The organism is Bacillus sp. AFS040349 (assembly GCF_002577655.1).
In the GTDB taxonomy this organism is placed as follows: domain Bacteria; phylum Bacillota; class Bacilli; order Bacillales; family Bacillaceae; genus Metabacillus.
The window spans coordinates 26,781-42,798 of sequence record NZ_NUMC01000049.1; the positions used below are offsets into that span (position 1 = coordinate 26,781).

Sequence of the window (16,018 nt, forward strand, 5' to 3'; positions counted from 1 at the left end):
TAATAAGCTATACAGATGCTCCAATCTTTAAAAGTTTTATTAAGCCTTTCTGTCCTATTTAAATGTATAACAATTACCGTCATCTGTTACTAAAAGATTAGGAGACATTTCTTTATCCTTACTAAATTGTTTTAATTCTTCTCTAGATAAACCCCAGTGATTTACAGCCTCCATGTGGACCGCAATAATCTTGGAGGCAGGAGCTGCTTTATACACTTCAAAAACATCATCTTTCCCCATAACTAGAGAACCGCCTTCAAAGAATTGATTATCACCAGCATTTACTACAATGATTTCCGGTTTGTGTGTATCGATCACTTCTTGAACGTCTTCATACCACACAGTATCTCCGGCAACATATAATGTTTTCTCAGTCTGATGTTTGAAGACAACACCACATACTAAACCAGTGAGCTTTAAGATTTCGCCTCTTCCATGTTGACCTTTTGTTTTAATTAGTTTGATATCATCAAAGACTGTATCCTCTTGTAAAACCTCTACGTTTTGGAAACCAGCACTTTGAATTTCTATGGCATCTTCTTCATTTTGGGCAAAAATTTTCATATCTTTTGGCAATGCGTCTTTTGCCGCTTCATCCCAATGATCATAGTGTAGATGAGTGACAATCACCGCATCTACGTTAATAATTTCTTCGATGGATGTTGGTAAGCTAACTAAAGGGTTGTGTTGGTCTTGTCTTGGTGAATTTGGGAATGGCGGGTCAGCTCCCTTTGGTGCTAACATTGGATCTATTAAAAACTTTTTATCTGCATATTCAACTACGATCGTCGCATTTCGTATTGTATTTATCTTCATGTGAAAAACTCCTTTTCTTTAAAAATTCCTTTGCACAATGTATATTTTAAAATATGAGCAAACGATGAATACATAGAATAAATAAACTCTTTTGGCCTTTTTACTTTATTAATGAAAGGAGTTAAAGAAAATGTTAGATAACACGGATATGAAAATCCTAAATGAGCTTTCTAAGAATAGCCGGATTACAATGAAAGAACTGGGCGAGAAAGTCCATTTAACAGGACCGGCTACTTCAGCAAGAGTGGAGAAGCTAGAAGATAGTGGAGTGATTGAAGGGTATACGATTAAAGTGAATCAAGGTAAATTAGGTTATAATATATATGCTTTTATTACAATCTTTACCCAAAGCATGAATCACCAGCCGTATCTATCTTTTATTGGATTTTATGATGAATACATCCTAAATAATTATAAGATTAGTGGGGAAGGCTGTTATCTTCTCGAATGCAAATTTCCGTCCAATGAACAAATGAATCAATTTTTGGAGAAGTTAAATGAGCATGCAAACTACAAACTAACGATTGTTATTAATAAATAGGGAGCGAATTATGGAACATAACGTTTTTGAAGAGATGGCAAAAAGATATGATACACAAGAAAGAATGGAATTAGCTAATGTGATTGTTAAGGAAGTAAGATCAAAGTTACAAAATAGCCAAGCAAAATCATTAATAGACTATGGAAGTGGTACTGGTCTCGTTAGTTTAGAATTATCTGATTTAGTAGATTCTGTTTTGTTGGTTGATTCATCAAAGGAAATGCTGGAGGTTGCGAAAGCCAAAATTGCTCTCAAGGGTATCACTAACGCAAACGTACTTTATTCAGATTTTACTCAAGAAACGCCCGAGCTTAAGGCAGACATCGTCTTTATGTCACTAGTTCTTCTTCATATTCCGGATACGAAAAAAATACTACAAGAATTGTTCAACATCTTAAATAATGGTGGCGAGCTAATCATTGTTGATTTTGACAAAAACAATAAAATTCATCATCAAAAAGTTCATAATGGCTTTTCGCATGAAGAACTGAAAAAGACATTATCCGAAGTTGGATTTAAATCGGCTGAAATGAAGACTTTTCATCATGGACAGCGTATTTTTATGAATCAAGATGCTTCGATGTTTATATGTAGTAGTGTTAAGTAATATTTTTACAGCTTAACACTAAAGTTCTGTTAAGGCTGAAAATATGGATAGCAGGGTATCTCATTTAATGGGACAGCCTGCTATGCTTATGCAATATTAATAACATTCATGTTCCATAAATCAATCTACATCACCCAGCTTCTTCAAACAAAGAATTCTCTCTATTCCCATTCCTAAACTTCATATAAAAACAACCCGTAATTAGGAGTGACAACACACCAAAGATCACAGTCATCTGTTGAAATCCGATGATATCTAATAAAAGTCCTGTTGCGACTAAAACGATTTGATAGGTGAAATCGTCAAACATTCCCCTGAAAGAGAAAAATCGACCATGAAAATCACTCGGAACATTTGTCTGAAAGATCGTCGCTGCAGTTGGAAAGAAAGTGCCTACTGAAAAGCCGAATAAAATAAACGCTACAACTGTAATAATCGGCATGTTTGTAAAATAAAGGACTAGTTGAGAAATCCCGATTATAGTAGAGAAGAACAATAACGTAGCATATGGAGACTTGTTACCATATCTTTTAACGAAAAACGCACCGAGCATAAAGGAAATTCCCTCTGCAGCATATAGCCAGGCTTTTACTGAGGGATTGTTTTGGATTTCACTTATCGCAATAATGATTAGATTAAAGCCCCCAATAAACAGAATCGGTACGACCGTTAAAACAAGTGTCATGAGGACAAGAGGCTGACCTTTTATAAGAGGAAACACCTCTTTAAATCCTTGTCCCTTTGAAGCAGCATCTTCTTTAATGCTTTGAGCTTTACCCTTTTGTTCATCTACTTTTAAGAAGCATGTAAGAATAATAAGAACAACATACGAGATAAACGCCAACAAATATAGCGTCCAAAGTGACATTACGCTTAAGAAAATCCCAGCAGCGGCTGTACCAAGAATGCGGGATAGGGTAGAAACATTTGTATGTATTCCGTTAAGCTGCAATAAATCTTTTTTCTCCACAACAAGAGGGAGAGTTGCTTGCAATGCTGGGAAATAGAAGGCTGCCGAAAGATTAATCGAAACGAGAAAAGCAATCATCCACCAAACAGAGCCTGTTTCGATCGCGATAAACATAAAAGCTACACTGATAAGTCGTGCTACACCAGAGTAGAGCATGATCGTCTTCTTGTTATATTGGTCTGTAATCTTTCCCGCAAGTGGGCCAGCGATCATTCCTGCAAAAATACCAGCTATAAGAATAAGAGATTTTAAGAAATCAGAAGATACCTTATCCTGCATAAACTCAAGATCACCGATAATCCCCAGCCATAATCCAAATCCTGCTACAAATTCACCTGTTAGCAGAATCCACACATTTCTATTTTTTCTCATAAGTAAGCAGCCTCACATTCTCGTATTATTTCGGATTAGATATGTACATATTTGAATATTCATCCACAGTCTTATTGAAATTGATTATCATTATTATTTATAATAGCAGAGAAGGTAAGTCATTTAGTTAGCTTTTCAAGCCAGTTCCCTTTCTAGTAAGTAACATATAAATTAAATAGGGAGCTCCGATAACAGAGATCACAATACCGACTGGAATATCAGCCGGTGCTAAGAGATTTTTCCCAATCATATCAGCAACAAGTAAAAGAAGGGCACCGATTAAAGCAGATAAAGGTAAAAGGCTGAAATAATTTGCTCCACATAGTCGATGGGCAAGGTGAGGAGCCAATAGTCCAATAAATGCTATGCCACCACCAACAGCTACGCATGCTCCAGCTAAAGCTGCTGAAAGAATTAATAAAAACCTGCGCTCAGACTCAACCTTTAGACCAAGAACATGTGGAACAGCTTCACTAAACTGAAGCAGATTCATTGATCTTGCTTTTAAAAAAGAGATCGGAATTAAAATCAGAATCCATGGTAGCAAAGCCCATACATACGGCCACTGTGCTCCCCAAATGCTTCCTGTTAGCCATATAGTTGCAGCTTGAAAATCTTTAGGGTCCATTTTCAGTTGAAAAATAATTAGTAGTGCCCCACATAGGGCATTAAAGCCAAGTCCCATAAGAAGGAGACGTCCAGGGTCAATTCCGTTTTTCCATGAAAAGCTATAGATTAAGAGTGCAATGATTAAAGCGCCTACAAACGCGAAAACAGGTAGAAAAAAAGTAGAAGAAAGAATACTGCTTTTTGATTGCCCAAATATGAAAATACAACACACTACAGCTAATCCTGCTCCTGCATTTATTCCAAGTATTCCAGGATCAGCTAATGAATTTCGTGATAAGCCTTGAAGAATCGCTCCTGATAGTGCTAGCCCTGCTCCAATTAACAAAGCAATAATCATTCGCGGTAATCTTAATTGATACAAAACAAGCTCTTGCTGAGGAGTTCCATTTCCTAAAATAGTTGCAAAAATTTCTCTGAGTGATATGGGTAAAACTCCAGTTGAGAGACTGATAATAAAAACACTAAAAATCAAGAATATAAGTAGGAATAACCATAATCTTGATTGAAGAAATGCTTCTTTCCAATCCATTACATATACCCCCTTTTCTGACGTGATAGATAAAGGAAAAATGGTACCCCGACAAGGGCAGTAACCGCACTAACAGGTGTTTCAAATGGTGGGTTGATCATTCGGGCGCCGATGTCTGCGACAACAAGAAGAAAGGCCCCGGCAATCGCGCTAAGCGGCAGCAATAAACGATAATCGGGACCAACAAGCAAACGAATTACATGTGGAATCACAAGTCCGATAAAGCCGATACTACCTGCAATTGAAACAGCAGCACCTGACAGTAAAATAACACTAATCAATCCGATCCAACGAACTTTTTGATAAGATTGTCCGAGTCCTGTAGCGACTTCTTCTCCCATAGCTAAAATCGTTAGCGAACGACTTATCCATAAAGCAAGTGTTAAGCCAATGATTACGGTGGGAAGGAGAATAAAAACATGAAGCCATTTTGTTCCTGATAACCCACCTGCAAACCAAAAGCTAAGGTCTTGGGATACTTGAAAATAAAGCGCAATACCAGTTGATAAGGCACTAAAAAGTGTACTCAAGGCAGCTCCTGCTAAAGTAAGTGTTACAGGAGAGATTCGATCTCTTGATATCATTGAAAAAGCTAAAACACAGAATGCACCAATTGCTGAACCTGCAAATGACCAAAGAAGAAGAACCCAATAAGATCCAGATCCAACAAACGCAAGAGAAATTGCGATTGCTAATCCTGAACCATGTGTAATGCCAATAATTGATGGATCTGCAAGGGGATTTCGTGTAAGTCCTTGCATGATTGTTCCTGCAACTGCAAGTGTTGCCCCAATTAAAGCGGCTGTTAAAGCACGTGGAATGCGTATTTCTCGGATAAGCTGATGCTCAATATTTCCATTTTGAAACGAAAAAAAAGAATCAATGATAACAGAAGGTTTTATCAGAACTGCTCCAAGACCAATGGATATAATTAAGCTAATAAAAATGAAAAGCAAACCAAATAAACTCAGTGCTGTTGCGTTATTTTTCTTCACAAATTGAGATGGTGAATCACATGGTAACTCCGTCATTGAATGGTTTTTCATCGTAATCATTCCTTTTATTTTTCGTGTAAATGATTATCATTTTCATTTACTGTCGTAATTGTCTATTAATCTACTATTGTTACATTCAGTTTGTCAATTCTTTTTCAAAAATAAGGAAGGTGCTTTTATGACACATTTACTTTTTACTAAGCTTCATCATTTTAAGTTAGATATGATGAAAATCCGTGATGGAGGTATGGAATTCATCCACGTCATGAACGGGCATATTAGCCTTATTTATATTGCTTCAGGTCACGGGTTTATCGTGAGAAATGGAGAGCAGGAACCTCTTAGAGAAGGGAAAAGTTATTTCTTAACAGAAGACTGTCATTTCCTATCCACGGCCCCGGAGCTTTTAACTGTTTATAAGCTGTCATGGGATAAGGAAGTAAAAGATCTTGCTAATATATTGTCGATTGGCCTAGCTGACCAATTGCCAGCAAAGATGGTTTCATTGTGGGATGAAGCCATTCATTTACAAAAAGGGGAGTCGTTGTCGGCACAATGTAGGTTTCAATCAGCGATTTGGAATATTTTATCTTTTTTAACTGATTATGCAGAAGTGGATCAGATCGAGGAAACGATGGAATTGATTCGAAAGAATGTAGCAAGTCCATATTCGGTTGCAACATTAGCTGAAAAAGTAAATATGACTCCAAATTCTTTTGCGCGTGCGTTTAAAAAGCGAGTAGGAATGTCGCCAAAAGAGTTTTTAATTGAGGAAAGAATCCAAACAGCCAAGGCGCTTATGCTTCAAAATAAGGGCATTACAACAAAAGATGTTGCGATGAAGATTGGGTTACAGGATGAATTTTATTTTAGTCGTCTTTTTAAACAAAAAGTAGGAGAGGCTCCAACAGTTTTTATGAAAAAATCAAAAGAAAGAATTGCGGTTGTGAGTCAAATGTTTTTACAAGATCATTTATTAGCATTAGGCATACAGCCTGTAGCGGCCCCGTTCTATCCATCTGTTTATCCGTCAAGTAACGGGCTACCGAGTCATTTAGAACATCATTTACACGGAACACGTCTGCTAAACGCAGAAAAGATGTTTAAACCAGAAGAAATTCTTCAATCACAGCCAGATCGAATTTTTAAAACTCCTTTACATAATGGAGAAGTACAAGCTGTGTTGCTATCACATCAACAAAAAGTACAGCATATTTCATTGAAAACAGAATGGAATGACTACTTTCGCGAGATTGCAAGCTTACTTGGAAAAGAGAATATGGTTGATAAGATCGAACAAGAGATTTGTTGCTTAGAGTCAAAAGTGAAGGATGAACTCTGTCCTTTGACGAGAAAAGGGAACTGGGCGGTTATATGGATTAGACAAAATGAAATTCGTCTTTATGGTCACAGTGACCATGCTTGCTTTGATCTACTTTATCAAAAGCTGGGCTTTGAGCCTCATCCTGATTTGCCAACGAGTGGATACCGAGTACTCACAGTAGAAGAGCTTGCCGCGTTCAATATTGACAAACTGCTCATCCTTTGGAGTCATGAAAAAGATGTATGGAAAGTGGTTACATCAAAAGAATGGAAAAACATAAAAGCTGTTAAAAATAGAGAAATCTACTATCCCAAAAGCCATGAATGGGATCCTTGGGGACCAATAGGCAGAAAGCATATGCTCTTACAATTTAGCTCAAGCTTTAAAAATTCAAGAGTAATGTCATAGTTTCATAAGGTGTATATTTTGTCCATGTAAAAAGGATGAATTGTCCATGTTCGCTTTAATTGATAATTGTTATCATCGTAAATGAAATTCATTATCAATTAGGAGGAAGGCTCATGGCAAAGAAATTCGCTTCATGGAGCATGATGTTAATGCTGCTTTTACTTGTATTAACAGCATGCGGTAGTGGAGAAAAAACAGCTTCTAATGCAGAAGAAAACAAAGAGGAAGAACAAGCAACAGAGGAAGTCGAGACGGAGAAAGAAGAGGAGACAAGAATGGTTAAGCACTTATACGGTGAAGCAGAAGTACCGATGAACCCGGAGAAAATTGTGCTACTATCACATGTTTCATGGGAAGGTTCACTCGTATCTGTTGGCGTTAAACCACATGCTGTTATGGCATATGACAATGAATTCCCACCACATTTAACAGAAGAATTAGCCGGTGTCACTGCACTTCCATATGCAGATGAAATAAATACGGAAGAAATTGTAAAGCTTAATCCTGACTTACTGATTATCAGTGATCGATACAAGCCACTGTATGATGCGTTAGCTGAGACAATTCCTACTGTTGTTGTAGAGGTAGGGGGAGATTGGAAGGAAGATCACCTAAAAGTAGCTGAAGCAGCTGGTAAATTAGAAGAAGGTAAAAAGGTTATTGAAGACTTGGAAAAAGAAGCAGAAGATATCGGAAATCGTATTCGTGAGAAGGTTGGGGAAGAAACCTTCATGGCAGTTGGTATCAATAAAAAGGACATTCGTGTATATGGAACAACAAATCATGCAACGAACTCATTATTATTTGATGATCTGAAATTAAAACCAACTGAAAACCTGCCTGAAGATTTTGGTGAAAATATCTCAATTGAAGGTCTAGTAAAATATGATCCTGATCACATTATCGATGTAACATACTTTAATAGTGGTGAATATTATGACTCTGTTACTCAAGGAGAAGTGTGGAAAAACCTAAGAGCGGTACAAAATGATAAAGTACATACCCTTACAACAACTTGGGGCTTTTGGGATCCAATTGAACGTCAAAAAGGCTTGAAAGAAATTGAGACATTATTATTAGGTGAATAATCATGTAGTATAAAAATTTAGTCTTCTGAAAAAGAAGACTATTTTTCCCTCACCTATTGAGAATGATTTTCAATTAGTAGGACTATAGACTCTGTGAAAGGGTGGAAATATGAACTATTCAGCTAAACAAATTGCTGAAAACGCAACGTTTCAGGCCTTTTTTAATAGCTTTATTCGAGAAGTAGACATTGGACAATGTATAAGGACGGAGGACTGGATCATAGAAAATAGGTCTTCGATCCTCCTTAATGGTCCATACATACTAGAGCTTGAACTTCCTCAGCAAGAAATCATATTAGCAATTGAAGTGAACTATCGCTCAAAGGTTGGGAGACATGTTTTAGGCACACCACTTAAGTACTGTCAAAAAGGAAAGCAGTGGTATAGAGAAGAAAAGATCACGCTGATGATGACGTTAGTTCAAGAGCTTCACTTAATGGCAACTTCAAATCGTGATCATGATCTTGCTTCACATTATGATGAACTAATTTTCAGATTAATTGGAAGCTATCAAACAATGCAAAGATATATTGAAGCAAGATTGGAGAATTCACATACTCTCTATTCAGCAAACAGTTCATTTATAGAAACAGAGCAATCTCTACTCTTTGGTCATTGGTTTCACCCTACACCAAAAAGCAGGCAAGGAATGTCATATTGGCAGCACAAAAGCTTTGCACCTGAATTAGGAGGAAGTTTTCAGCTTCATTACTTTCAAATTGATTCCAGCATGATAAAAGAAGAATCCATTTTAACTGAGAGTGCTAGTGAGCTGCTGAAAAAAGCCTTAATAAAATCATCTCCTACTCTACACATTTCAAAAGAAGCTTGTATCGTACCGATGCATCCGCTTCAAGCACAATGGCTTTTACATCAAGATCATGTGAAAGATGCAATAAATAGAGGATTAATTAAAAATTTAGGTACATTAGGGAAAAATTATACCGCCACGTCATCACTACGAACGGTTTATAGAGCTGATGAGGAGTATATGCTTAAATTTTCGATTCCCGTGAAAGTTACTAATTCATTACGAGTTAATCAACAGCATGAACTAAAAGCAGGAGTTGTAATGGCAAGATTATGGAGGAAATTATCGTTTATTGAAACATATCCAGCTTTTCAAATCATTGATGATCCTGGATATATAACGGTTGATTTTCCACATCAACAAAAGTCAGGGTTTGAAGTGATTATTCGGTCAAACCCCTTTCCTAAAGGAAGAGATAAAGGAATCAGCTCAATAGCAGCAATTGCACAAGATCCCTTGCCAAATCAACAATCAAGGCTTAACCAACTCATCATGAAGGTGGCAAAGCGAGATCATCGTTCAATAGAAGATGTGAGTTTGAAGTGGTTTGAAAAGTATTGGGATTGTGCAATTGACCCACTTATCCGTTTATATGATGAGCATGGAATTGCGTTAGAAGCTCATCAACAAAACAGTGTTTTAGATGTATCAGAGGGCTATCCAAAAACGTATTTTTACCGAGATAATCAAGGCTATTATTTATCGGAAAATCATAAACAGTATCTCTGTCATATGGAGCCTTCATTACTCGAAACACCAGAGCTATTTTATAATGATTCGTTAATACAAGAAAGATTTACCTATTATCTTATGATGAATCAGCTTTTCTCAGTAATCTATCGATTTGGAGCTGATGGGCTGATCTCAGAAGATACTCTACTTCAATGGTCAACAGATAAATTATACTCGTTAGAAAAAGAGCTAAAAGGACAAGGCAAACAACTTGTTCACTCCTTATTACATGAAGACGAACTATCATACAAAGCGAATTTATTAACCCGTCTTCATGATGTAGATGAACTAACAGCAAAGCTAGAGCAGGCGATTTACACAAAAGTAAACAATCCTTTCTTAAACCTTCAAAAGGAGGAACAATGTGCAAAAGTTATCTCTTATACCTACTAAAACAGCAGAAAACCGAGTGAAAAAACAATTAGTTGAAGCATTGCTTTATGAAAATCTAATTCCATTTGAAGAAGACAAGGGTACCTTTCATCAACTCGGAAAATCACATACCTATCGTTTTAGAGGAAAAAGAATGGCCTTTGATAGGGTGCGACTAGACGAAGAAAGGATCGAGGCAACTTTAGAAGAGCTAGTAGAAGCATGTATAGCAGATGGTGAGGCAAAACGTAGATTAGTTGCTGAGCTAACTCAAACGATCACCCTATGTGAGTGGAATGAAGCTCATCTTTTCCATCCGATGTCGAGGAGGGACTCCAGCTACGAAGAATTAGAATCAGAAATCAGTGAAGGCCATCCGTATCATCCATGTTTTAAGTCGCGTATGGGGTTTTCAATTCAAGACCATGAACAGTATGGTCCAGAAGCTAAACGATCGTTCCCATTAATTTGGACGGCGGTAAAAAGAAACAAAGTAAGAATATCGATTCCCGGAGACGAAGAAGCATTTTGGAGAAAAGAGCTTGGCACATTAATGTGGGAATACATGTTACAGCAGCTTCATTCAATGGGAGAGAACTTTGATACGTATACGTTTTTACCGATTCATCCTTACCAATGGAAGTCGATGCAAGAACATCTAGAAAAACTTATTAATGCCAAAGAGATTCTTTTATTAAGGGTGAAAGGAGATTATTACAGAGCAACACAATCTGTTCGCACCTTATGGAACGAATTTAATCCTGAAAAAGCAAATATGAAGCTATCTATGAATATGGTCAACACGTCTTCTAAAAGAACGTTACAGCCTCATGCTGTTTGTGCAGCAGCTTATATTTCAGATTGGCTTGAAAACGTCATTCAAAAAGACTTCTATCTAAAAAATGAGGCAGCTCTCGTTATATTAAAGGAATATGCTGGTATCACTTTTGAATCACCAGAGCAGGAGTTAGAAGGACAGTTAGGAGCCATTTGGAGAGAAAGCATAAGGTTATATACGAGAAATGGAGAGGAGGCTGTACCGTTTACTGCTCTAGCCATGATCGAGCAGGATGGTCGAACTTTTATAGATGATTGGCTTACTCAATATGGAATTGAAACCTGGCTAAACCAATTCATCCAAGTAAGTGTTGTGCCTGTTTGGCATCTTTTCATCGCACACGGAATTGCGATTGAAGCTCATGCGCAAAATATGATTCTTTTACACAGAAATGGCTGGCCAACAAAAGTGGTTTTACGAGATTTCCATGATAGCTTGGAGTATGTTGAGGAGTTTTTACTAAATAAAGATTTTGTACCGAATTTCGAAAACATACATCCTACTTTTAAAGATGCACCCCCTAATCAATATTATTGGATGTCATCTGTGGAGGCTTTAAGAGAGCTTGTTATGGATACCTTATTTGTCTTCCATTTAACAGAGCTATCAGCACTACTTGAAAAACAATATGGCTACAAAGAGGAAAAATTTTGGCATGCAGTGGATACAGCTCTCTCACTCTACCTGGATAAATTCCCCGAGTTGATTCATCGACACAAACAGGTAGAAATAAATAAACCGTTTATATATGCTGAATCTCTTTTAAAGAAAAAGCTTAGCAAAAAGAGTGAAGGTGAATTTCGTCACCTTGTGAAAAATACGTTAGGACAAAAGGAGAATTCGCGATGATTTATGTGGATGACCATTACTATACATTGCATGATGTGGAAAAACAATATGAGTTCTTTGATTCAATAGAGCAGATTAGAGAATGTCAAAATAAAAGATTAGCTGTTTGTTTATCTGATATGTTTCAGTGGATCACACTATGCTTATATATTCGTCAAAAAGGCGGGATGGTGTTTCCAATCCATCCTTCAACACCACAACAAGGAGCGCTACGAATGGCAACAGCTGCTTCTTGCCATTTTCTATTTTATCAATCATTACATTCTATGACTGAATTATCAAGTAATGAATGGGAAGGTGAAGGTGGTCTTATCCAAATGAGTTCAGGCACAACAGGTACCCCAAAATGCATTGAACGATCATGGAGTTCAATTGAAGAAGAGCTGACTAGCTATGTTTCCACACTATCTCTTGATCGTTTCACCACCTCAATTGTCGCGTGTCCTGTTTCTCATTCTTATGGATTAATTAGCGGCGTGCTTTCTTGCTTAAAAAGAGGGGCAGAGCCTGTTATCATTACAAAAATGAATCCAAGCTATCTATTAAAAAAGCTTAATGAGCATCGCAATCATATCTTTTATGCAGCACCAACACTTTTACATACATTGAGCAGGTTAATGGGCGCGAATCACCGGTTTCACTATGTGATGACTTCAGGAACAGTGATCCCAGCTATTTGGTTAGAGTCATTAAAAAGCATTTCAACAAAAGTGTTTCAGCAGTATGGATGCTCTGAAGCTGGATGTGTTGCCGTTCACACAAACTTGCAACAAGCTTGGGAAATGGGATATCCTCTACCTCATTTAAGAGTGGAAGCTGGTGAAATGGATGCTCCGAGTGAAATTATTGTACACACAAAAACAAACTCTGTTTCTACAAAGGATTTAGGTTATGTTAAAGATGGAATTCTTTCGTTTTTAGCAAGGATGGATGACACAATTAATGTTGCTGGGTTAAATGTTTACCCTCAAGAAGTGGAAAATGTTTTTATGAATGAACCTAGAGTTATCGAAGCAATTGTATTTCGAAAGCAAAACAATTTCACAGGAGAACGGGTATGTGCTCAATATGTTTCAGAGGAAACTATTGAAGAAATAGAGCTTAGAGAATGGTGCAGTAAATATCTGGCTCCACATCAAATACCGATCGAGTTCGAACGTGTTTCTCATATTGAAAAATTACCAAATGGCAAGGTAAGTCGAAAAAAATTAGCGGAGACGTACATATGACAAGAGAAGAAATTATTCAAGCAATCTATCACATATTGAAAAATAAAATAGAGCTTCCGACGATTTCTTCTTTTCATGAAGAAGCACAATTAAACGAAGATCTTTATATGGATTCAGTCATGATTTTAGAGCTGATTTTATTTATTGAGTTAGATTTAGGTATCAAAATGCCAGATGAGGCACTTTCTCCAAATGATTTCAAAACAGTAGGCCACTTGGCTGCCTTCTTAGAGCGTCAACATGTGCAAGGGGTGGTGGTGGAAACTCATGATTAAAGTTCATTGCTTTGTTAGCTGTGTTTGTGAAGTGATAAAAAAAACAAGTGGGGTTGACCACAGGCCTTACTATTTTGGTGTATGGGATGCAGATTTTGATGTTCTTGAAGATGGAACATTAACCTACCATTCAGACAGAATTGACCATGAATTTTTTCAAAAATGGTATGAACTGCTTTACGGTATTAAGCTGCAAAAATGGTATGACGAATCAAAATCAAAGCAGGAAAATATCGAAAAGATGTTAAGATTTTTGGAAGCCAAAGATCAGCATCAATATGTAATGGTTATGCTCGATTTATCACTGCTTCCAGAACGAGAAAATAAATTTCATTCAAAGCCATTTCCTCATTATGTGATGCTTGAAAAAACAGAAAATGAGGATGAATGGTTTATGTATGATCCTGATTTTAGGTGGGAGGGCGTATTGCCGAAGCATAGAATTTTGAACGCCATCGCGGAACCAGCAGTAGAAGGAGGGTATGTTTTTCAAGCGGAAAGAATTCAGCCACCAAGTGCTGAGACCATTCAAGCTTATTTTCATACTTGCCTTAAGCTTGATATTAATCCTATTACTGAGGCGATATCCGACATTGTTAAAGTCTATACGATTGGAGAACAGAAGGAAAACCTGTCGCAGCTTTCTTCAGCATTAAAACAATTACCCGTACTAGCCATACGAAAATATGCGTATGAGCATGCCTTTGCTTATTTTTGGGAGCTTCTTGAGCTGGAGGAGGAAGGCTTTGAAAGTTGGTGTGATGAAATCGAGCTTCTTGTAAAGGGATATACAACAATACAATACCGGGCGATGAAGCTTGCGCTAACAAAGGACATATCACTCGTTAATGATATTAATTCAAAATTATCCGAACAAAATGAACGAGAATGTAAGATTAAAAGGGGATTATTGCAATGCTTCGAGCAGTGGTCAAAAGAACAAACCAACAAGACAAAGAAGGTGATGCTTAAATGAAACTCTCGATCTGTACAATCTCTTTTCGACATCATCTCCATTCCCTAGATCAAATTGCACACTGGGCTCAAGCCCATTCTTTTCAAGGAATTGAGCTTTGGGGAATTCATGCAAAAAACTTAGCAGATGAACCTCATTATGGAGCTGATTGGCTGAATGCTTATGGTTTAGAAACAAGTATGCTTAGCGATTATCTACCGTTAGAAGTGAGTGAATGTGATCTTCTCACAGAGACGAAGAAGCTTTCTCAATTAGCAAAGCATTGGGGAACAAAGAAGATTCGTACATTTGTCGGGAAAAAAGGTAGTGCGCAGACAACTAAAAGGGAACGAGATGAGTTGGTTGAAAAACTTCATTTAATTTGTGAATTTCTATACGCAGAAGGTCAGTCTGTCCTTGTTGAAACACATCCGAATACATTAGCAGATAACCTTGCTTCAACGATTCAGCTACTAGAAGAAACAAATCACCCAGCTCTTCGAATAAACTTTGATGTGTTACATGTATGGGAATCTGGTATAAATCCAATTGAAGCGATGAATCAGCTTGGACCGTATGTGTCTCATTTTCACTTTAAAAATATTGCCTCGCGTTCACAATTAGATGTTTTCTCTCCTAATAATGTTTATGCAGCAGCTGGCTCCAGGAAAGGAATGGTTCCATTATTTGAAGGGGCTGTTAATTATCAGGATTTTCTTGAAGAATTGATTCCAACAATGGACGTATATGCTTCGTTAGAATGGTTTGGTCCAAATGTGAAGAAAGTGCTTGAGAATGATGGGAAGCAGATTAGTGAGATGATGGAGTCTATGAAGGTGAGGAAAGAGTAGTTATTTTGAATAAGGTTGCAAAGAAAATAGCCAATCAATTGACATGAATTGATTGGCTATTTTTTTCTTTACTTTATTCAGCTGCTTGTAGTGTTTGTTCATACTTCCTTAATTCCTTTTCAACTGCAGGTACAGCTTCATAAAAGCCGGACTGATTTTTTTCCTGGGTTCTTGCCTTTAAGCGTTGAAGCATGGCCATTTGTTTATCGACTTCTAATAATAAGATTTTTTTGGGGGAGAAAAGTTCCAGATTTACTAAATATAGAGCTTAAGTAGTAGGAGGAAAATGATTTTTACTAAGAAAGACTCATTATTAGAGGAGATGATCATATGTTTTTAGCTAAATGTGCTTACAAATTAGCTGGTAGGATTTGTTTATCTTCGATTATTTAAATTTATCTTCGATTTTGCCCTACTTATCTTCGATTCGCTAGATTTCGACAATCCGAAGCATTACACCCCTGTGATTGTTCTTTCACTACTAATCGGTCATTGGGAAGGTTGTTGCTGCGTTAAGAAATGAGTATGGTGGACAGGCTGTGGAAAAGAAGTGAAAAAGAAAGAAGAAGCTGCCTACTGGGGCAACTCCTTCTATGAAGGATTATTTGGGACAAAATTTGTTTGAGGACTTAATTCTCCTTCAATCATTGTATCGTTTGTATCGGTTTGTAATAAAGGTACAGACTGATATGGACTATATTTTATTTGAACCATATGAACCCAATTAAAAAATTCTCTTTTACGATGATAGCCTGCTGTTGGATTAAAAAATGTGACCGGGTTGCCGTAGGGAATGACAGCCGGTAGTAATAGTGTTACAAACATT

At 37.1% G+C, this 16,018-nt stretch carries 16 protein-coding genes; 10 read left to right on the forward strand and 6 right to left on the reverse strand.

Annotated elements, in window-relative coordinates; all coding sequences use genetic code 11:
- Nucleotides 1–54: 54 nt before the first annotated feature.
- Nucleotides 55–816, reverse strand: coding sequence for an MBL fold metallo-hydrolase (locus COD11_RS11790; protein WP_098797117.1), 762 nt, complete (start codon nt 814–816; stop codon nt 55–57).
- Between the two features lie 130 nt (nt 817–946).
- Here COD11_RS11790 and COD11_RS11795 point away from each other — a divergent pair, with 130 nt between their 5' ends.
- Both COD11_RS11795 and COD11_RS11800 read left to right on the forward strand, forming a co-directional pair.
- Nucleotides 947–1,357 (forward strand): Lrp/AsnC family transcriptional regulator, encoded by a 411-nt coding sequence (locus tag COD11_RS11795; protein ID WP_098797118.1) that lies wholly within the window; start codon nt 947–949, stop codon nt 1,355–1,357.
- Nucleotides 1,358–1,367: 10 nt separating this feature from the next.
- Nucleotides 1,368–1,964: a class I SAM-dependent methyltransferase gene (locus COD11_RS11800; RefSeq protein ID WP_098797119.1), complete on the forward strand. Its 597-nt coding sequence runs from the start codon at nt 1,368–1,370 to the stop codon at nt 1,962–1,964.
- A 130-nt stretch (nt 1,965–2,094) separates the two neighbouring features.
- Here COD11_RS11800 and COD11_RS11805 read toward each other — a convergent pair whose 3' ends face one another.
- From COD11_RS11805 to COD11_RS11815, 3 genes are all read right to left on the reverse strand, one after another.
- Nucleotides 2,095–3,306 carry an MFS transporter gene (locus tag COD11_RS11805; protein WP_098797120.1) on the reverse strand — a complete coding sequence of 404 codons (1,212 nt, stop codon included), beginning with the start codon at nt 3,304–3,306 and terminating at the stop codon, nt 2,095–2,097.
- A gap of 127 nt (nt 3,307–3,433) precedes the next feature.
- Nucleotides 3,434–4,465, reverse strand: a complete 1,032-nt coding sequence (locus COD11_RS11810; RefSeq protein ID WP_098797121.1) for a FecCD family ABC transporter permease — start codon at nt 4,463–4,465, stop codon at nt 3,434–3,436.
- A complete protein-coding gene (locus COD11_RS11815) occupies nt 4,465–5,511 on the reverse strand; it encodes a FecCD family ABC transporter permease (protein WP_255301609.1) in 1,047 nt (348 codons plus the stop codon). The genes COD11_RS11810 and COD11_RS11815 overlap by 1 nt, the downstream gene beginning before the upstream one ends.
- Before the next feature lie 127 nt (nt 5,512–5,638).
- Between COD11_RS11815 and COD11_RS11820 the strand changes: the two genes are divergently transcribed.
- The 8 genes from COD11_RS11820 to COD11_RS11855 all read left to right on the forward strand — a co-directional run bounded on the left by COD11_RS11820 (nt 5,639) and on the right by COD11_RS11855 (nt 15,192).
- Nucleotides 5,639–7,192 carry a helix-turn-helix domain-containing protein gene (locus COD11_RS11820; RefSeq protein ID WP_255301610.1) on the forward strand — a complete coding sequence of 518 codons (1,554 nt, stop codon included), beginning with the start codon at nt 5,639–5,641 and terminating at the stop codon, nt 7,190–7,192.
- Between the two features lie 113 nt (nt 7,193–7,305).
- Nucleotides 7,306–8,280 (forward strand): ABC transporter substrate-binding protein, encoded by a 975-nt coding sequence (locus COD11_RS11825; protein WP_098797122.1) that lies wholly within the window; start codon nt 7,306–7,308, stop codon nt 8,278–8,280.
- Nucleotides 8,281–8,389: 109 nt separating this feature from the next.
- Nucleotides 8,390–10,216, forward strand: coding sequence for an IucA/IucC family protein (locus COD11_RS11830; RefSeq protein ID WP_098797123.1), 1,827 nt, complete (start codon nt 8,390–8,392; stop codon nt 10,214–10,216).
- On the forward strand, nt 10,188–11,882 hold the full coding sequence (locus tag COD11_RS11835) for an IucA/IucC family protein (protein WP_098797124.1): 1,695 nt from the start codon (nt 10,188–10,190) through the stop codon (nt 11,880–11,882). The genes COD11_RS11830 and COD11_RS11835 overlap by 29 nt, the downstream gene beginning before the upstream one ends.
- A complete protein-coding gene (locus tag COD11_RS11840) occupies nt 11,879–13,111 on the forward strand; it encodes an AMP-binding protein (RefSeq protein ID WP_098797125.1) in 1,233 nt (410 codons plus the stop codon). The genes COD11_RS11835 and COD11_RS11840 overlap by 4 nt, the downstream gene beginning before the upstream one ends.
- Nucleotides 13,108–13,386 carry a petrobactin biosynthesis protein AsbD gene (asbD, locus tag COD11_RS11845; RefSeq protein ID WP_098797126.1) on the forward strand — a complete coding sequence of 93 codons (279 nt, stop codon included), beginning with the start codon at nt 13,108–13,110 and terminating at the stop codon, nt 13,384–13,386. The genes COD11_RS11840 and asbD overlap by 4 nt, the downstream gene beginning before the upstream one ends.
- On the forward strand, nt 13,379–14,362 hold the full coding sequence (locus COD11_RS11850; protein ID WP_098797127.1) for a DUF6005 family protein: 984 nt from the start codon (nt 13,379–13,381) through the stop codon (nt 14,360–14,362). The genes asbD and COD11_RS11850 overlap by 8 nt, the downstream gene beginning before the upstream one ends.
- Nucleotides 14,359–15,192: a sugar phosphate isomerase/epimerase family protein gene (locus COD11_RS11855; RefSeq protein WP_098797128.1), complete on the forward strand. Its 834-nt coding sequence runs from the start codon at nt 14,359–14,361 to the stop codon at nt 15,190–15,192. The genes COD11_RS11850 and COD11_RS11855 overlap by 4 nt, the downstream gene beginning before the upstream one ends.
- Before the next feature lie 73 nt (nt 15,193–15,265).
- Here the strand turns inward: COD11_RS11855 and COD11_RS27500 are convergent, their stop codons facing one another.
- The gene (locus COD11_RS27500; RefSeq protein ID WP_255301611.1) at nt 15,266–15,391 is read right to left on the reverse strand and encodes a hypothetical protein; all 126 of its coding nucleotides are present in this window, start codon (nt 15,389–15,391) and stop codon (nt 15,266–15,268) included.
- Between the two features lie 392 nt (nt 15,392–15,783).
- Nucleotides 15,784–16,017 (reverse strand): hypothetical protein, encoded by a 234-nt coding sequence (locus tag COD11_RS11860; protein WP_098797129.1) that lies wholly within the window; start codon nt 16,015–16,017, stop codon nt 15,784–15,786.
- Between the last annotated feature and the right edge of the window lies 1 nt (nt 16,018).